The organism is Rhodococcus sp. NPDC060176 (assembly GCF_042728675.1).
Classification (GTDB): domain Bacteria; phylum Actinomycetota; class Actinomycetes; order Mycobacteriales; family Mycobacteriaceae; genus Rhodococcus_F.
The window spans coordinates 59693-75368 of the sequence record NZ_JBHWYS010000010.1 but is presented as its reverse complement, the minus strand read 5'-3'; the positions used below and the strand labels follow the sequence as shown (position 1 = coordinate 75368).

Below are 15676 nucleotides of genomic sequence, written 5' to 3'. Positions count from 1 at the left end.
AGGGATGCTGGTACTCGTGACCGTCTCGACCTCCACCCAGCACCCCGCTCCCTCCACAACCACTCGCTTCCTCGTTCTTGCTGCGATCGCCGTCGTAGCGTTAGGCGTCTTGTATTTTGTGCGACCCGCCTCGCCCGGTTTGAGCGTCCCGGATCAGGTGCGCGCACTTGCCGAGTGGACGGTAGGCCGATTCGACGTCACCGCTGTACTCGCAGCCACTACCGCTCTGGCCGTCGTCTCGATGGTCCGCGGACTGCCATACGGCATCGGCGCGATCCTGCTCCTCGGAATGGGCGCCAATCTCACCAACGCGGCATTCGGTTCCTGGCTTCCCGATGTTCCCCAGGACCTACTGCCCAGCGGTCACGTCGCAGCGGCGACCGCGCTGTACGGCTCGGCGATCTTGATCTCCGCCCCGCAGTGGCGTCCGGTGGTCGCCGGACTCGGGTTCGCCGGGGTTGCTGCGATCAGTGCCAGCGCACTGGCCGCCGAGTTGAGCGGCCTTTTCGGCGTGATAGCTGGAGTTCTGATCGCTCTGGTATGGGCCTGTGCCGCAGCCATTTTGATGGCACGATCGCCCATCGCCGCGAAACGTGAAGAGCTACGCCCGGATACGGCTGCAATCGCGTTCTCCAGGCACCGGAGCATCCGACTTTAGTCCTAAATCTTTGGGATCCAGAGATTTTCGCCGATAGCTCGCCCGCCACGCTCGGACATGACGTATGTTCGGAAATGTCCGAATCAAGTAGTTCCACAGCGAAGGAGTCTTTACCGTGAGCCTCGAAGATCTGAACCCGCTCGAACTGATCCAGAAGTTGATCGAACTACTTTCCGGCTTCTCCTCCGACCCCGAAACTCCCGAGGTCCCGTAAACGTCGCCAGAGGCGCCTGTTCCGAGTTTTGTCTCGGACCAGGCGCCTTTGTCGTTGCAGCACAAGAAGTCGTTGCCGCACACGGCCACGAAAAAGGCGCCCACTCGCTCTTGCGAGTGGACGCCCCTTTCGAGTGCCTGCGCTACAGCGCCTTGAGTTCCTCGGTAACTTCGGAGACCGACTTCTTGGCGTCACCGAAGAGCATCGAGGTGCCCTCGGCGAAGAAGAGCGGGTTCTCGATACCGGCGAAACCGGAGTTCATCGAGCGCTTGAGCACGATGACGGACTTCGACTGGTCGACGTTGAGGATCGGCATTCCGTGAATCGGTGAGCTCGGATCGTTGCGCGCCGCCGGGTTGGTGACATCGTTCGCGCCGATCACCAAAGTGACGTCGGTGCGCGCGAACTCGTCGTTGATGTCGTCCATTTCCTTCATCGCGTCGTACGAGACATCCGCTTCTGCAAGAAGAACGTTCATGTGACCGGGCATACGACCGGCGACCGGGTGAATGGCGTACTTGACCTCGACGCCCTTCGACTCGAGCAACTTCGCCATGTCCTTGACGGCGTGCTGAGCCTGCGCGACGGCAAGTCCGTATCCGGGGACGACGATGACCTGGTTGGCGTAGGCCATCTGGATAGCCGCGTCGGCCGCCGAGGTTGCCTTTGCCGTGCGCACGACACCGTCGGAAGATGGCGCTTCTCCGCCGCCGCCGCCGAAGCCGCCGGCGACGATGGCCGGGATGGACCGGTTCATGGCCTTGGCCATGAGGTTGGTCAAGATGGTGCCCGAAGCACCGACGATCATGCCGGCGACGATCATCGCCTGGTTGTTGAGCGCCAAACCTGCAGCAGCAGCTGACAAACCGGTGAGTGCGTTGAGCAGCGAGATGACGACGGGCATGTCCGCGCCGCCGATGGGCAGCACGACCATCAGTCCGAGGATGCCCGAGAGCACGAGCACGCCGACGATCCACAGTGAGCTGGTCGGGCCTTCCGGCGAGATCGCCTTGATACCGATGATCACCGAGAACGCGATGGCGGCAATGAGCAGCAGAGCATTGAGCGGCTGTTGGAGCTTGCCGATTCCGATCGGACGACCAGGCAGCGTTTCCTGCAGTTTCAGGAACGCGATCACGCTGCCCCAGAAGGAGATCGATCCGATTACCGCGGCAAAGAGCGAAGCGATGACGATGTGTACCGTCGGCGACTCGCCGTGCTGGAATCCGGTGAACCCGTCCGAGTCCAGGAATTCCGCGTACGCGATCAACGCGACGGTGCCGCCGCCCACACCGTTGAACAGTGCGACCAACTGCGGCATGGCCGTCATCTTCGTGCGGAGCGCCGGCGGCACACCGAGAACAACACCGATGACAAGGCCGGCAGCGATGAGGATCCAGTTCCCCATCTCCGCATCACGAATGGAGATCAGAGTTGCAACGACGGCGATGAGCATGCCGACCGCGGCGATCTGGTTGCCGCGGACTGCGGTCTTCGGGCCGGTAAGACCCATGAGGCCGTAGATGAACATCGAGAACGCGACAATGTAGAGCGCATTGACCAGGTATTCCATTACTGGTCACCATCCTTCGACACAGACTTGGCGGCCGGCTTGGCCTTGAACATCGCCAACATGCGATCCGTGACCACAAAACCACCGACAACGTTCACGGTTCCGAAGACGAGCGCGACGAACAAGATGATCTGCAACCCGATCGAAGGATCGTGCACCTTGCCCAGGACGACCAACGCACCCAGGACGACGATGCCGTGGATGGCGTTCGTACCGGACATCAGCGGGGTGTGCAGAGTGTTCGGAACTTTGGAGATCACAGCGAAACCGACGAACCCGGACAACACCAGGATCGCGATGTTCGCCAGAAGTGATGTGTACATCAGGCGCCCTTCTCTTCACGGGTGACGCACGCACCGGCCAGAACCTCGTCGGAGAAATCGGGCGCGAGTGCGCCGTCCACCAACATCAGTTCGATCAGCGCGGAAATGTTCTTCGAGTACAACTCCGACGCATGCTCCGGCATGGACGCCGGCAAATTCAGCGGAGAGCAGATGGTCACGCCGTGCTTGACGACAGTTTGACCCGGCTCGGTCAGCTCGCAGTTACCACCGGTTTCACCCGCGAGGTCGACCACGACACTGCCCGGCTTCATCCCTTCGACCGCGGCAGCGGTCACCAGGCGCGGCGCGGGACGACCCGGAACCAGAGCCGTGGTGATCACAACGTCGAAGCCCTTGATCGCGTCTTCGAGTGCCTGCTGCTGCTTCGCTCGCTCGTCGTCGGTCAACTCGCGGGCGTATCCACCCTCGCCCGCCGCATCGATTCCGAGGTCGAGCCACTGTGCACCCACCGAACGCACCTGGTCGGCGACCTCAGGGCGCACGTCGTACCCGGTAGCGCGGCCACCGAGACGCTTGGCTGTCGCCAGCGCCTGCAGACCTGCCACACCCACTCCGAGCACCAGCACCGTCGCAGGCTTCACCGTGCCTGCAGCGGTGGTGAGCATCGGGAAGAACCGCGTCGACTCCGATGCTGCCAACAGAACAGCCTTGTACCCGGACACGTTCGCCTGTGAGGACAACGCGTCCATCACCTGCGCGCGGGAGATACGAGGAATCGCCTCCACGGCGTATCCCTCGATGCCGGCGGCCTTCAACTCGGCGATGCGGTTGTCTGCATTACGCGGATTCAGGAAGCCGATGAGCTTCGCGCCGGTGCTGATGCGGGCGATCTCTTCCGTCGACGGAGGCGCGACCTTGACCACCACGTCAGCAGTCCACGGATCGCCGATCTTCGCACCGGCAGCGGTGTAGAGCTCGTCGGGAATCAACGCCCCGAGACCGGCCCCGGACTCGACGACCACGTCGACACCCTTGCCGATCAAAGCCGACACAATTTTGGGCACCAACGCGACCCGACGCTCGCCGTCACTCGATTCTCGAGGGACGCCGACCGACGGACGCACTTGTGCGCTCTTCGATGTTTCCATTTTCCATTACCTTCTGCGGTTGGTGGTTCGCCTGCTGCGACGAGCGGCAACCAGCATGTGATGAGCGGAAGATGACCCGCTTTTGGGTGAATGGTGACTGATAGTAGCCAGAGTTACCGCGGCGTAGGGAAACTGACGACGCACTTTCTCCATCTGAATCGAGTCCGAACAGTATGTTTGGACATACTTGAAGAAGCCTACTGTGAGGCCGATCACACCCTAATGGCGGGCTATTCCACTATTTGAAACGGCCGAAAGACGCAAAGGCATCACAATGGCGCGCCGAATCATCACCGTCGAGCGAGTTTACGAACCTGCTTCCGAATGTAACGCCGTCCGTCTCCTCGTCGACCGACTCTGGCCGCGCGGCGTCAAACGCGAAAGCCTGCAGTACGACGACTGGCCGAAGGCCTTGGCGCCCTCCCCCGAATTGCGAAAATGGTACGGCCACGACCACACCCGTTTCGACACATTCAAAAGCAGATACATCGACGAATTGGATGCATCTCCCGTTCGCGAATACGTCGAACGGATCGCACCGGTATCGGATGCTCGACCCGTTGTCCTGCTGACGGCAAGCAAGGACCTGCCGTACAGCCATGCGCAGGTCCTTGCCGACTATCTTGCAGAAATACTCTGATGTCCTAGCATTTCGCCTGAAGGTCAACTGCTCACATATTGAGACCGCAACTTGTGCTTTACGAGTTTTCCTGTCGCGGTCCTAGGCAATTCGTCGGCAAAGTCAATGCTTCTCGGAGCTTTGAAATGTGCAACCTGGCTACGGACGTATTCCAGCAATTCCTCGGCGACATGCGCACTCGGCTCGATTCCCTCCGCAAGTTGGACAACCGCCTTGACCTGTTCACCCATTTCTTCATCGGGAACACCGATGACTGCCACGTCGAACACCTTCGGATGCAAGGTGAGGATGTTCTCGGACTCCTGCGGATAGATATTGACGCCGCCCGAGATAATCGTGAATGCCGCTCGATCGGTCAGATAAAGAAAACGCTCGGAATCGATATAGCCGATATCTCCACTTGTCGTCCACGTCGGATGATCCGGATGCTGCGCGGCAGCCGTTTTCTCGGGATCGTTGTGGTAGCGGAACGGCAGAGTCTCCCGTTCCCAGAACACGGTGCCGATCTCGCCGACCGGAAGATCGCGCCCGCTGTCGTCACAGATGTGCACGATCCCCATCACGCCGTCACGACCGACGGAACCCGGGTGCGACAAGGCCTGCGCACTGTTGATGAAGGTGGCGCCCGAACCCTCGGTCGAGGCGTAGTACTCGTGGATCACCGGCCCCCACCAGTCGATCATTGCCGTCTTCACTTCGGGCGGGCAGGGAGCAGCAGCGTGAATTGCGACTTTCACCGTCGAGACGTCGTAACGATCGCGGGTCTCCTTCGGGAGTTTCAGCATTCGAACGAACATCGTCGGCACCCACTGGCTGTGCGTCACAGCGTATTTATCGATCAACTCCAGCGCAGTCTCGGCTTCGAAGGCATCCATCAAGATCACGGTTCCGCCGACAGAATTGATCACGCCGCAAAAGCGCAGGGGCGCCGCATGATAGACCGGCGCCGGGCACAAATAGACTGTGTCGGAATCGAACCCGTACATCGGCGCGAACACCGCGGTGTACGGATCCATGGTGGTGTCCACCTCACCCTCCGGAAGATCTCCCTTGATCCCCTTGGGCCTGCCGGTGGTTCCGGACGAGTACAGCATGTCCGCCCCACGTGGCTGCGAGTCGAGTGGATCGGCGGACTGAGCGTCGACCGCCTCCTCGTAGTCGTCGAACCCCTCGAGAGCGCCGCCGTACACCAATCGATGACGGACGCGCGGAATCAGCCTCTCGTCCAACGGAACTGCTGCCGATGCTTGCCCCGATGCAACCAGAATTGTCGCCTCGCAGTCGTCGACGATGTAGGCAGCCTCCGAAGCCGTGAGATGCCAGTTCACCGCAGTGATGTACAGACCGGACCTCAACGCTGCCCAGTACACCTCGAACGCCCGGAGATCGTTGTTCGAGACGAGAGCGACGTGATCCCCCGGCTTGGCACCGACGCTTCGGAAGTACCGCGCCAGCCGCGTCGAACGCTCGTCGAGTTCTCGATAGGTGATGGACTCACCCGTCGCAGGGCGAATGACGGCGGGCTTGTCCGGCGTGGACTGGACAAAATTTCCTGGAAACACGAAGACTCCTCTGTCGGTGACGACAACGCCGCGTGAGCCTGCTTCGGCGTCGACAATCCTGGTCTACCACAGGAACTCTGCCTCCCTCGGATGTTTGGCGACACCGACTCGAAGCCTGGGAATGCCCGCTCACTTATCCGACGCGACATACAGTGAGGAGAACCGCACCGTCCGAAACAGGAGATGTCCGCATGAGTGGTTGGCCCCAGGACGCAGTAGTCGACGCATTGACCGAGGAATGGAGTGTCATCGACGCACTGCTTGCCGAACTCGACGGCGATCAGTGGTTTGCTCCGTCGAACCTTCCGGGGTGGACGGTTCACGACATCGTGTCCCACCTGATCGGCACGGAATCACTGCTCGCGGGCATCAATCCGCCGTCGATCAACCTGGACGTGCATGCATTGCCCCACGTCCACAACGAGATTGCGGCGTTCAACGAGCGCTGGGTCGAAGGCCTGAGGCGGACACCGCACACGGACCTGCTGGCCCGATATCGCGATATCACCGCCGAGCGAACCGACGCACTTCGCTCGATGACGGGTGAGGATTGGGACGCCGAGACACAGACTCCGGTCGGTCTTGCGCCCTATGGCCGGTTCATGCGTATTCGGACCTTCGACTGTTGGATGCACGAACTCGACATCAGAGATGCAGTTGGCATTCCGGGCGAAGAAGGCGGATTGCGCGCGGAGATTGCATTCGGCGAAATCACCAGCGCGCTCGGATTTGTCGTCGGAAAACGAGGAAAGGCGCCAGAGGGAGCACGGATCACTTTCGAACTCGAAGGGCCACTTGCCCGTTCACTTCACGTCTCCGTCGACGCGCGTGCAACGCTCGTCCCGGAACTGGATGGTCCGGCGACAACGACCATCACGATGAGCTCACCGCTCTTCACCCGAATTGCCGGTGGCCGCGTCCACGCGTCCGATCACCGAACCGACATCTCGCTTCGCGGTGACACCACGGTGGGCACACGCGTCGTCGACAATCTGGCGTTCACGATTTGAGGATTGGGTGGGTCGGTCCCGAAGGTCCTGAAAAGTGAAACTGTTTCTCTCGTCCTACAGATTCGGCGATCACGCCGAGGCATTTGTCGATCTTGTAGGCCGCGGCGCTCGCATCGCAGTGATCGCCGCGGCTGCTGATTCATGGCCGCTCAACGCCCGCAGTTCGGCAGTCACAAGCGAATTGACCCCACTACGAGCAGCAGGCTTCACGGCAGAGGAAGTGGACGTCCGAGATTTCCTGGGTGCACCGGAAGCACTCGAAGTCCGGCTTCGCGAATTCGACTGCCTGTGGGTCCGCGGCGGAAACACGTTCGTCCTACGAGCACAGTTAGCCCGAGGTGGCGCTGATCGGGTGATCGAGAGGTTGGTACGTTCCGGCGCCGTAGCCTATGCGGGGTACAGCGCGGGAGCGTGCCTGGCGACTCCGACTCTGATCGGGCTCGACGCCTCGGACGACCCCGCTGAAGTCATGCCTACGTGCGGTGTCGACCCGATCTGGTCCGGGCTCGCTCTGGTCGACTTCGCGATAGTGCCGCACGGCGGCGATTCATTACTCGAAGATCCGCAGGTAACCGCACGGACGGTTGCGGCGCTGACCTCTGCGGGCGCGCAATTCACCGTGCTCGCCGATCAGGACGCGGTTCTAGTCGACGATTGAGCCGTCGACTAGATCTCAGCTGAGCGTCAGCCGTGCTCTGCCACCGCGGTTCCGGCCGCCGGCGACTGGCGCTCGAGCCTCGTCCACGCAATCTCCCAGCGCTTGACCGAGACCTCGTCGGCGTCCTCGAGTAGAGCGTCGAGGAGCAAGCGTGGATTCTCTCGCCATGCAAGCTCAGCGGCGTGGACCTCTGCAGCGGAGAACAATCCGGAAGCCTCGAGATCGCGAATCCACTCGCAGATCTCACCCCGGTGAATCCGAGCGATGGTCTCGTATCCCAGACCTTCGTCAAGGAAGTCGTACGAAAAAATTGCGGCAAAGTAACTGTTCGACTCACGCTGCCCGAAAATCATGTGCGTTCCTTCCTCGAAGTTGTCCGACGAAGACTCGAAATCGAACCGTTGTTGCGCCGCGCCAAAAGTTCTTCCGGCGAAGGTGTAACGCTTCTTCTATCCCCGACGATTCAAACGCTAACCCCCCGAGCGGGTCTTTGGGATCACGTCCAAGAAACGATCTGATGACCAAGGCAATACCCATGGGGTTCTCGGCACCTTGCACCTATCACCGACACGCGATCAGCGCGCCGCTGACCTGCAAATTGCCCGGTTCAGGCCCTCTTCTTAAAGCATCCGAACAGACGACAAAAAAGTTTGTGACACATCCCACATATTGGGATGTTTACGATCGCAATGCATATGTATCACCGGATGTGGGCATGAAAGCACGGACAAATCGGCACGTACAGACCAGTTTTGTTCGTTCTCCGTGGCGACGAAGGTCCCTTGAACGGTCGTCCAGTTGTAGTTGCGCTAAGTAACGGATCCCACGTCAGCGAATGATATTGCGGGCGGCCTGCCAGGTAGCGTGCTCCAGAGAACGCAGACGCGGCGCGGCGCAGCCGGCCGCCCTTTCGAAACGGAGCCCGAAGATGACCGAGACAGTGGCGCACAATCCCGCGGAAACGCGTTTCGAGATCCGAGTCGACGGCGAACTCGCCGGTTTTGCCGAGTACTCGGACCATTCCGGCGTCCGTGATTTCCACCACACGGTGACCTATCCGCAGTTTCGTGGGCGCGGACTTGCCGCAATCGTTGTGCGTGAAGCGCTCGATCAGACCCGGAACGAGGGATTGAAGATCCTTCCGACGTGCTCGTACGTCGAGAAGTTTGTTGCAGAGAACCCCGTTTACCAGGCATAACCGAACGAAGACGATCCGCGAAAAACCACTCGCGGACCTGCAGACCCCGCTGCTAGCGTCGATGGTGCCGTCGTCGAACTCGTCGAAATCCGAGTCGAAACCCTGGTCGGCACCATCTCGGGGAAGGAAAGAACGTGGTCGCCTCAGCAGATCGGCGTCCACCTACATCCTCGGACGTAGCTATTCCCAGCTATCTCCCTCTCGTACTGGTCAATCTCGCGACGCTGTTCTCGGCGATCGGCAACGGTATCGCTGTCGTCGTGCTCCCCTGGCTGGTCCTCGAACGAACGGGCAGGGCCACCGACGCGGCGATAGTGGCCGGCGCAGCAGCCATTCCGCTACTCGTATCGAGCTTGTTCTCAGGGACATTCGTCGACAAGTTCGGACGTCGTCGTACCTCGATGATTTCCGACGCACTCTCCGCGATGTCGGTAGCAACGATTCCGATCATCGCGGCCACTGCCGGCCTGACCATCCCGGTGATCGCGGCGTTGGCCGCGCTCGGCGCCGTGTTCGACCCCGCCGGAATGGCGGCGCGGGAGTCGATGCTGCCGGCCGCAACTCGGGCCGCCAAGTGGAAACTCGATCGAACCAACAGTGTGTACGAGGCCAACTTCAATGTCGCGTACCTGATCGGCCCTGGCATCGGCGGTGTCCTGATCGCAACGATCGGAGCGGTGAACACGCTCTGGGTGACGGCGGCAGGCTTTGTGTTCTCGATAGTCGTGGTCGCCTTCATCCGGCTTCCCGGGGCCGGGGTGCCCGAACACGAACATCGGCCGAAATCGATCTGGCACGGCACCCTCGACGGTCTTCGGTTCGTCTGGAACAACAAACTGCTCCGCACTCTGGCTCTGATCGACATGGCCGTCGTCGCGCTCTACATGCCGGTGGAGAGCGTCGTGTTCCCGGTGTACTTCACCGAGTTGGATCAACCTGCCCAACTCGGATCGGTGCTGATGGCCTTGGCGATCGGCGGCATCATCGGCTCTCTCGCTTATGCCCCACTCGCACCGATCATGTCCCGACGCCTGATCATGATTTTTGCGGTCGCCGTTCTCGGCATCGCAATGCTCGCGATGGCGCTCCTCCCCCCGCTCTGGGTGATCCTCGTACTCGCCGGGCTACAGGGTCTCGTCTACGGACCGGTCGGACCGATCGCCAACTACGCCATGCAGACGCACAGCCCGGAGCACATGCGCGGACGCGTCGTCGGTGTCATGACGTCGACGGCCTACGCCGCCGGCCCGCTGGGCTACCTTGCAGTCGGCCCTCTGCTCGATCAACTCGGAATCGCGTCGACCTTTGTGGCCCTGTCGATTCCGATCATCCTGATCGCCGCTGTCTGTGCTTCCCTGCCGGTGCTTCGCGAACTCGATCGTCCGCGGCACTCGACCGACGTCAGTTGAACCCCATCACGTCGTTGCCCCAGGCGACGCGCAGTCCGTGATCTGGGTCGCTGACGAGGGTGTCGGCGGAGTCGATCAACAGCGTCGACCGCTTCTCTTCCTCGTACGGCGCCCAGTGCTTCGAGCCGTCGAGGGCCGCCGGCACGGCATGCCTGGCGAAGGCCAACCATCGCCGTTGGATACGGCCGGCCACCTCCATCGCAGCCTTCCGTCCGCCGAGCCAGAACGTGGGGTCGACGTTTAGGGTTCCGAAATTGCCGAATACATAAGGTAATTCGGTCGCGTGGCCCGCGCCGATCCGCGCCGCCTTGAGCATCGGCGTCGCGTGATCGAAGCGGTAGACCCACGTAGGGGAATGCCTGCAGTGCGCGTCGGCGATCCACAGGGTCGGCATGCGAAACGCCGCGTCCCGTGAAAGCGCCAGCGCACCACTCGGTTTCGCATGGTCAGGGTAAGCCGACATGATCTCGGCGAGTTTGGTTGCGGAGATATCGGGGTGATCGTCGGCCAGTAATTGCAGCATGGCCTCGACGGACTGCGCGCTCACCGGCATCAGGGGCGACTTCATGAACTTGAAGATCGACGCCTCGTCCTTGTTGGAACCGATGATCAGCGGGATCCGGTGCGCATAACCCTTCTGGAAAGCCGCAACCGGGTAGTGCGGCACCAGATCGCGATCGACGACGGGCGCCATCGCCAAAGTTCCCGGAATCCGTGTCGGGATTTCGTTGACCAGGTCATCGCTTGCCTTGACGAGAAGTTCGAGATCCGTGGTCAGCAGATCGCCCGCATCTTCGGGCTCGATCGAGAGCAGTTCGAGAAACCGCTCCGCTACGGTCTTGGCGCGCTCGGCCCCGTAGACGGAGGTCGCGGGCGGACTTTGAGCGATCGCGCGTTGGAACAGACCTTCGGCGCTGGGACAGGTCATGAGCGTCGTGATGGATCCTGCGCCGGAGGACTCACCGAAGACGGTCACCGCTCCCGGATCTCCGCCGAACGCGTCGATGTTGTCTCGAACCCACTCGAGTGCCGCAATCTGGTCTCGCAGACCACAGTTCGATTCGAAAACGGTATCCGCGGTGGAGAATCCGGACAGGTCCAGGAATCCGAGGGCACCGACGCGATAGTTGAAGGACACGAGAACGACGTCTCCGGTTTCAGCCAGATGACGGCCGTCGTAGATCGTTTGCGCGGCGGACCCGAGGCAGTAAGCACCGCCGTGAATCCACACCATCACCGGTCGCGGCGTTCCGTCGGGGCGCGGGGCCCACACGTTGATCGACAGACAGTCCTCGTCGATCTTGAAAGCACGGTCGATCGGAACCGCCGGACTCTGCCCTTGCGGCGCGATCGGCCCGAACTCACGACAGTCGCGCACCCCGTCCCACGGCTCTGTGGGTTGCGGCGCGCGGAATCTCCGCTCACCCACCGGCGCTGCTGCGTAGGGCATGCCCTTCCACGCGAACACTCCGCCATCCGGATATCCCCGGGCTTCTCCGCCTCGGGCACGGATCACGAGAGTTCCGTCCTCGCCAAGATTCGGTCGAACGTCGGTCTCCATGTCTGAATCCCCTCCCGACCCGCGCGTGTGGCAAACAAGACCAAACGTACCAACTTAAGGCCGGTGTGCGCCGATTACTCAACTGCCAGGTAGGCGCCGACGAAGGAGAGGCTCGGTGTTAAGGTCGCCTAGTTCTGACACGGGGTGCTCCGCATGGGCGGGGCTGAGAACACACCCGGGAACCTGATCAGGTAATGCTGACGAAGGGATGTCATGGCTACTACACAGCCTGCATACAATTCTGCCGAAAACTCGGTGGCCACAGCGCCGTCGACGGATCGGTTCACCGATCGACTCTGGGCCGAGACGAAGGCCCTCCGCGAGTCGATCGACTCACTCGAGTTCCTCAAACGCCTCGGCGACGGAACACTGCCTCTCGACGCGTTCCGGACGTACATCGAGCAGGACAAGCTCTATCTGGAGGGATATTCGAAGGCCTTGTCCCTGGTCGCGGCGCACGCACCCGATCCGCAGTCCGCGGGCTTCTGGTCCAATTCCGCGTCCACGGCAGCGACAGTGGAATCTGCGCTTCACGACGGACTGCTCACCGGCGGAATTCTTCCCGCGGGATCGGGAAAACTGGAGCATTCGCAGGCCTGCCTGGGATACGTCTCGTATCTGACGGCGACTGCAGCAACCTCGCCTTACCCGGTCTCCGCAGCGGCGGTACTCCCCTGCTTCTGGATCTACGCCGAGGTCGGCCGCGATCTTGCCGCTTCAGCGCGCGAGGTGCTCGACGCCGATCCGTCACACCCGTACGCGCAGTGGGTCACAACCTACGACGCACCCGAATTCCACGAGTCTGTGGCGCAGGCTCGCGCACTGGTCGACGCGGCCGCTGAAGCAGCCACCGAGACAGAGCGTGACGCGATGAGTAAGGCGTTCCGCATCGCCAGTCGCTACGAGCTGATGTTCTGGGATTCCGCACTCCACCAGCAGCCTTGGCCGGCGTCGTGATGTCGTTTGCGGCGCTGCGCCGCACGCTTGCCACGTCTGCCGCGATCGCAGCCGCGTTCACAGTTCTGACCGGATGCGCCTCTGACAGCGGCTCTTCCGACGGGACCATTCGGTTCGCACTCGACTGGACACCGAACACGAACCACACCGGTTTGTACGTAGCACTCCAAGAGGGCTACTTCGAGGACGCCGGCCTGGACGTCTCGATCCTGCCGTACAACAACACCTCGCCCGACACCCTGGTCGATGCCGGCAATGCGGAGTTCGGCATCAGCACACAGAGTCAGGCCACGTTCGCCCGTGCGGCCGGCGCCGCCACTACGTCCGTCATCGCGCCACTTCAGCACCGCGCCACCGGCATCGGTGTGAAGGCGGATCGTGCGGACATCACGCGCCCACGTGATCTCGACGGGAAGACGTACGCCGGGTTCGGCGATCCCGGCGAAGTCGAAACGCTGCAGCAGATCATCCGCAACGACGGCGGGACCGGGAACTTCACGACGGTCACGCTCGGAACTTCCGCGTACGAAGCCGTGTACTCGGGCCAGGCAGACTTCACCGTCTCCTACTTTGCGTGGGAAGGCCTCGAAGCGGAGCGAAACGGAACTCCGATGCGGTACTTCCAGTACACCGATTACGGCTTCCCCGATGCGTATTCGATCGTAATCAACGGCAACCAGCAGTGGTTGAAGGACCATCCCGACGAGGCACGCAAGTTCGTCAAAGCCGTTCAACGCGGATATCAGACTGCTGCCGACAACCCGGACCAGGCCGCGCAGGATCTCATCGACGCGAACCCCGGAGCTTTCACCGACGAAGACCTCGTGCGTGAGAGTCAGCGGATGCTCGCCGCCGACTACATGAAAGACGCCAACGGCGTTGTGGGTGCCCAGAATCTCGAAACCTGGTCGGGTTATTCGGGATTCCTCTTCGAGAACGGATTGCTCGCCGGACCCGACGGGAAGCCGTTGACCCAGAAGCCGGACTTCTCGGAGTACTTCACCAATGAGTATCTCGACGCGTCCTGACGTGAGCGGACGGTTGGTCTCGACTATGCGGCGGGCGCTTCCCGCGCTCGCCGTGGTGGTGCTCCTCGTGGCGGCGTGGCAGATCTACGTCGAGATCAGTGGGATTCGGCCGCAAGTACTTCCGTCTCCGGGGCGCGTTCTGTCCCAGGGGTGGGACAACCGCGAGATCATCTCCGGCCACGCCTGGTCGACATTGCAGGTCACGTTGGTCGGCTTCACTGTTTCATTGGTGTTGGCCTGGATTCTTGCTGTGGTCGTGGACTTTTCGCCGTGGTTGTCACGCGCGCTGGTACCACTTTTCGTCGTCTCGCAGACGCTGCCGATCATCGCCATCGCGCCGCTGATGATCATCTGGTTCGGCTTCGGGTTGTTGCCGAAGGTGCTGGTGATCGCCCTTGCGACGTTCTTCCCCATGACCATCGGACTCATCGAGGGATTTGCCGCGGCCGACCGGGAAGCGGGCGCTCTCCTGCGCAGCATGGGCAGCACTCGCTGGCAGGAGTTCCGCTACGTCCGCCTACCTTCGGCGATTCCGCGATTCTTCACTGCCCTACGTATCGGCATCACCTACGCGGTGGTGGGTGCAGTGTTCTCCGAATATGTCGGCGCTACTTCCGGTTTGGGCATTTACATGAGCACCCAGAAGAACTCCTTCCGCACCGACCTGGTCTTGGCGGCGGTACTGGTGACTGCATTGATCAGCGTCACGCTGTACTTGCTGACGTTCGCCATCGAGCGCATCGTTGCACCATGGGCGATGAACGAAAGGTCACGGACATGACTGACCCCATGGTCGAAATCCAGGACCTGACCAAGAGGTTCGACACTGCCGGAGAATCGCGTCTCGTGCTCGATTCGGTGTCATTCTCCGCCGAATCCGGCGAATTCGTGTCAGTGATCGGGCCGAGCGGTTGCGGCAAGAGCACGATCTTCAACGTCCTTGCCGGGCTGGAATCTCCTACCTCCGGTTCGGTCCGTGTGGGCACGCGCGCAACAGAATCCGAAGCAGACGCCGAGGTACACACCGCGTACATGCCGCAGAAGGATCTTCTGTTCCCTTGGCGCTCGGTACTGGACAACACGGCCCTCGGTTTGGAAGTGCAGGGAGTCGCCAAGAAGGAAGCACGCGAGCGGGCTCGTGAGTTGTTCCCGGCATTCGGCCTGTCCGGATTCGAGGACGCTCGGCCGGCGCAGCTCTCGGGCGGTATGCGCCAGCGAGCGGCGATGCTGCGCACCGTTGTTCAGGGCAAACCTGTCCTGCTGCTCGACGAGCCGTTCGGCGCACTGGACTCGTTGACCCGCACCGAGATGCAGGCCTGGCTGCAAGACGTGTGGCAGCAGTACCGGTGGACCGTACTGATGATCACCCACGATATTCGTGAAGCGATCTATCTGTCCGACCGCGTGGTCGTTCTGTCTGCGCGTCCGGCCACGGTCAGGTGCGTCGTCGACGTTCCCTTGCCGAGGCCACGCGAGCTGGACATGATCACCACGCCCGAGTTCGCCGACGTCGAGCGTGAACTGCTTGCCGTTCTCCACGACGAGACGCGCAAGTCGCTACGCCCCTAGCGGTTACTGAAAATGCGCTGAGAGCGCGCCGATTTCACCTGCCGTTCAAGAGAAAGTGCATCGCGACGGTGCAACTTCGCGTAGGATGTCGCGGCACTTTCGCCCAAAACGCCTTAATATCAGCAAGATCCGAACGCTCGACACGCAGTCCGTCAACGCTGCACAATTCTCTGTACTCTTCGGTAACGTACACTCGGTCGCCTACGA

The 15676-nt window shown here is 61.5% G+C and carries 16 protein-coding genes and 1 riboswitch; of the genes, 10 read left to right on the top strand and 6 right to left on the bottom strand.

Going from position 1 to position 15676, the window contains the following annotated elements:
• Nucleotides 1-4 precede the first annotated feature (4 nt).
• On the top strand, nt 5-658 hold the full coding sequence (locus ACFWEM_RS30115) for a hypothetical protein (protein WP_378539406.1): 654 nt from the start codon (nt 5-7) through the stop codon (nt 656-658).
• 356 nt (nt 659-1014) lie between these two features.
• On the opposite strand, the gene ACFWEM_RS30110 is transcribed toward ACFWEM_RS30115, so the two are convergent.
• Genes ACFWEM_RS30110 through ACFWEM_RS30100 form a run of 3 tightly spaced genes read right to left on the bottom strand, consistent with a single transcriptional unit; the run spans nt 1015 to nt 3877 of the window.
• Nucleotides 1015-2445, bottom strand: a complete 1431-nt coding sequence (locus ACFWEM_RS30110) for an NAD(P)(+) transhydrogenase (Re/Si-specific) subunit beta (RefSeq protein WP_378539405.1) — start codon at nt 2443-2445, stop codon at nt 1015-1017.
• Nucleotides 2445-2768 (bottom strand): NAD(P) transhydrogenase subunit alpha, encoded by a 324-nt coding sequence (locus ACFWEM_RS30105; RefSeq protein ID WP_003941319.1) that lies wholly within the window; start codon nt 2766-2768, stop codon nt 2445-2447. The genes ACFWEM_RS30110 and ACFWEM_RS30105 overlap by 1 nt, the downstream gene beginning before the upstream one ends.
• Nucleotides 2768-3877 carry a Re/Si-specific NAD(P)(+) transhydrogenase subunit alpha gene (locus tag ACFWEM_RS30100; RefSeq protein WP_214924603.1) on the bottom strand — a complete coding sequence of 370 codons (1110 nt, stop codon included), beginning with the start codon at nt 3875-3877 and terminating at the stop codon, nt 2768-2770. Before ACFWEM_RS30100 ends, ACFWEM_RS30105 begins: the two co-directional genes overlap by 1 nt.
• 274 nt (nt 3878-4151) lie before the next feature.
• On the opposite strand from ACFWEM_RS30100, the gene ACFWEM_RS30095 reads away from it, so the two are divergent.
• Nucleotides 4152-4517 carry a DUF488 domain-containing protein gene (locus ACFWEM_RS30095; RefSeq protein WP_378539404.1) on the top strand — a complete coding sequence of 122 codons (366 nt, stop codon included), beginning with the start codon at nt 4152-4154 and terminating at the stop codon, nt 4515-4517.
• A 23-nt stretch (nt 4518-4540) separates the two neighbouring features.
• Here ACFWEM_RS30095 and ACFWEM_RS30090 read toward each other — a convergent pair whose 3' ends face one another.
• A complete protein-coding gene (locus tag ACFWEM_RS30090) occupies nt 4541-6079 on the bottom strand; it encodes an AMP-binding protein (RefSeq protein WP_378539403.1) in 1539 nt (512 codons plus the stop codon).
• A gap of 191 nt (nt 6080-6270) precedes the next feature.
• On the opposite strand from ACFWEM_RS30090, the gene ACFWEM_RS30085 reads away from it, so the two are divergent.
• Both ACFWEM_RS30085 and ACFWEM_RS30080 read left to right on the top strand, forming a co-directional pair.
• Complete coding sequence (locus tag ACFWEM_RS30085) at nt 6271-7089, top strand: maleylpyruvate isomerase family mycothiol-dependent enzyme (RefSeq protein WP_378539402.1); 819 nt, start codon at nt 6271-6273, stop codon at nt 7087-7089.
• Nucleotides 7090-7123: 34 nt separating this feature from the next.
• On the top strand, nt 7124-7747 hold the full coding sequence (locus ACFWEM_RS30080) for a Type 1 glutamine amidotransferase-like domain-containing protein (RefSeq protein WP_378539401.1): 624 nt from the start codon (nt 7124-7126) through the stop codon (nt 7745-7747).
• Nucleotides 7748-7773: 26 nt separating this feature from the next.
• On the opposite strand, the gene ACFWEM_RS30075 is transcribed toward ACFWEM_RS30080, so the two are convergent.
• A complete protein-coding gene (locus ACFWEM_RS30075) occupies nt 7774-8100 on the bottom strand; it encodes a hypothetical protein (RefSeq protein ID WP_003941297.1) in 327 nt (108 codons plus the stop codon).
• 575 nt (nt 8101-8675) lie between these two features.
• Between ACFWEM_RS30075 and ACFWEM_RS30070 the strand changes: the two genes are divergently transcribed.
• Nucleotides 8676-8945: a GNAT family N-acetyltransferase gene (locus ACFWEM_RS30070; RefSeq protein ID WP_007726096.1), complete on the top strand. Its 270-nt coding sequence runs from the start codon at nt 8676-8678 to the stop codon at nt 8943-8945.
• Nucleotides 8946-9127: 182 nt separating this feature from the next.
• Nucleotides 9128-10354 (top strand): MFS transporter, encoded by a 1227-nt coding sequence (locus ACFWEM_RS30065; RefSeq protein ID WP_378539457.1) that lies wholly within the window; start codon nt 9128-9130, stop codon nt 10352-10354.
• Here the strand turns inward: ACFWEM_RS30065 and ACFWEM_RS30060 are convergent.
• Nucleotides 10347-11915, bottom strand: a complete 1569-nt coding sequence (locus ACFWEM_RS30060) for a carboxylesterase/lipase family protein (RefSeq protein WP_378539400.1) — start codon at nt 11913-11915, stop codon at nt 10347-10349. The genes ACFWEM_RS30065 and ACFWEM_RS30060 overlap by 8 nt on opposite strands.
• A gap of 130 nt (nt 11916-12045) precedes the next feature.
• Nucleotides 12046-12141: riboswitch (TPP riboswitch) on the top strand.
• Between ACFWEM_RS30060 and ACFWEM_RS30055 the strand changes: the two genes are divergently transcribed.
• The 4 genes from ACFWEM_RS30055 to ACFWEM_RS30040 all read left to right on the top strand — a co-directional run bounded on the left by ACFWEM_RS30055 (nt 12129) and on the right by ACFWEM_RS30040 (nt 15469).
• Entirely contained in the window at nt 12129-12872 is a 744-nt protein-coding gene (locus ACFWEM_RS30055) for a TenA family protein (protein WP_378539399.1), read from the top strand. Its footprint overlaps the riboswitch before it by 13 nt.
• Nucleotides 12872-13900: an ABC transporter substrate-binding protein gene (locus ACFWEM_RS30050; protein WP_378539456.1), complete on the top strand. Its 1029-nt coding sequence runs from the start codon at nt 12872-12874 to the stop codon at nt 13898-13900. Before ACFWEM_RS30055 ends, ACFWEM_RS30050 begins: the two co-directional genes overlap by 1 nt.
• Nucleotides 13878-14681 carry an ABC transporter permease gene (locus ACFWEM_RS30045; protein ID WP_003941393.1) on the top strand — a complete coding sequence of 268 codons (804 nt, stop codon included), beginning with the start codon at nt 13878-13880 and terminating at the stop codon, nt 14679-14681. The genes ACFWEM_RS30050 and ACFWEM_RS30045 overlap by 23 nt, the downstream gene beginning before the upstream one ends.
• Nucleotides 14678-15469 carry an ABC transporter ATP-binding protein gene (locus tag ACFWEM_RS30040; RefSeq protein ID WP_378539398.1) on the top strand — a complete coding sequence of 264 codons (792 nt, stop codon included), beginning with the start codon at nt 14678-14680 and terminating at the stop codon, nt 15467-15469. The genes ACFWEM_RS30045 and ACFWEM_RS30040 overlap by 4 nt, the downstream gene beginning before the upstream one ends.
• Nucleotides 15470-15676 lie beyond the last annotated feature (207 nt).

Excerpts from the sequence above, each read along its gene's own strand:
- ACFWEM_RS30050 (WP_378539456.1), top strand. The coding sequence starts at position 12,872 with ATGTCGTTTGCGGCGCTGCGCCGCACGCTTGCCACGTCTGCCGCGATC.
- ACFWEM_RS30115 (WP_378539406.1), top strand. The coding sequence starts at position 5 with ATGCTGGTACTCGTGACCGTCTCGACCTCCACCCAGCACCCCGCTCCC.
- ACFWEM_RS30060 (WP_378539400.1), bottom strand. The coding sequence starts at position 11,915 with ATGGAGACCGACGTTCGACCGAATCTTGGCGAGGACGGAACTCTCGTG.
- ACFWEM_RS30105 (WP_003941319.1), bottom strand. The coding sequence starts at position 2,768 with ATGTACACATCACTTCTGGCGAACATCGCGATCCTGGTGTTGTCCGGG.
- ACFWEM_RS30070 (WP_007726096.1), top strand. The coding sequence starts at position 8,676 with ATGACCGAGACAGTGGCGCACAATCCCGCGGAAACGCGTTTCGAGATC.
- ACFWEM_RS30045 (WP_003941393.1), top strand. The coding sequence starts at position 13,878 with ATGAGTATCTCGACGCGTCCTGACGTGAGCGGACGGTTGGTCTCGACT.
- ACFWEM_RS30075 (WP_003941297.1), bottom strand. The coding sequence starts at position 8,100 with ATGATTTTCGGGCAGCGTGAGTCGAACAGTTACTTTGCCGCAATTTTT.
- ACFWEM_RS30085 (WP_378539402.1), top strand. The coding sequence starts at position 6,271 with ATGAGTGGTTGGCCCCAGGACGCAGTAGTCGACGCATTGACCGAGGAA.
- ACFWEM_RS30095 (WP_378539404.1), top strand. The coding sequence starts at position 4,152 with ATGGCGCGCCGAATCATCACCGTCGAGCGAGTTTACGAACCTGCTTCC.
- ACFWEM_RS30110 (WP_378539405.1), bottom strand. The coding sequence starts at position 2,445 with ATGGAATACCTGGTCAATGCGCTCTACATTGTCGCGTTCTCGATGTTC.
- ACFWEM_RS30100 (WP_214924603.1), bottom strand. The coding sequence starts at position 3,877 with ATGGAAACATCGAAGAGCGCACAAGTGCGTCCGTCGGTCGGCGTCCCT.
- ACFWEM_RS30040 (WP_378539398.1), top strand. The coding sequence starts at position 14,678 with ATGACTGACCCCATGGTCGAAATCCAGGACCTGACCAAGAGGTTCGAC.
- ACFWEM_RS30055 (WP_378539399.1), top strand. The coding sequence starts at position 12,129 with ATGGCTACTACACAGCCTGCATACAATTCTGCCGAAAACTCGGTGGCC.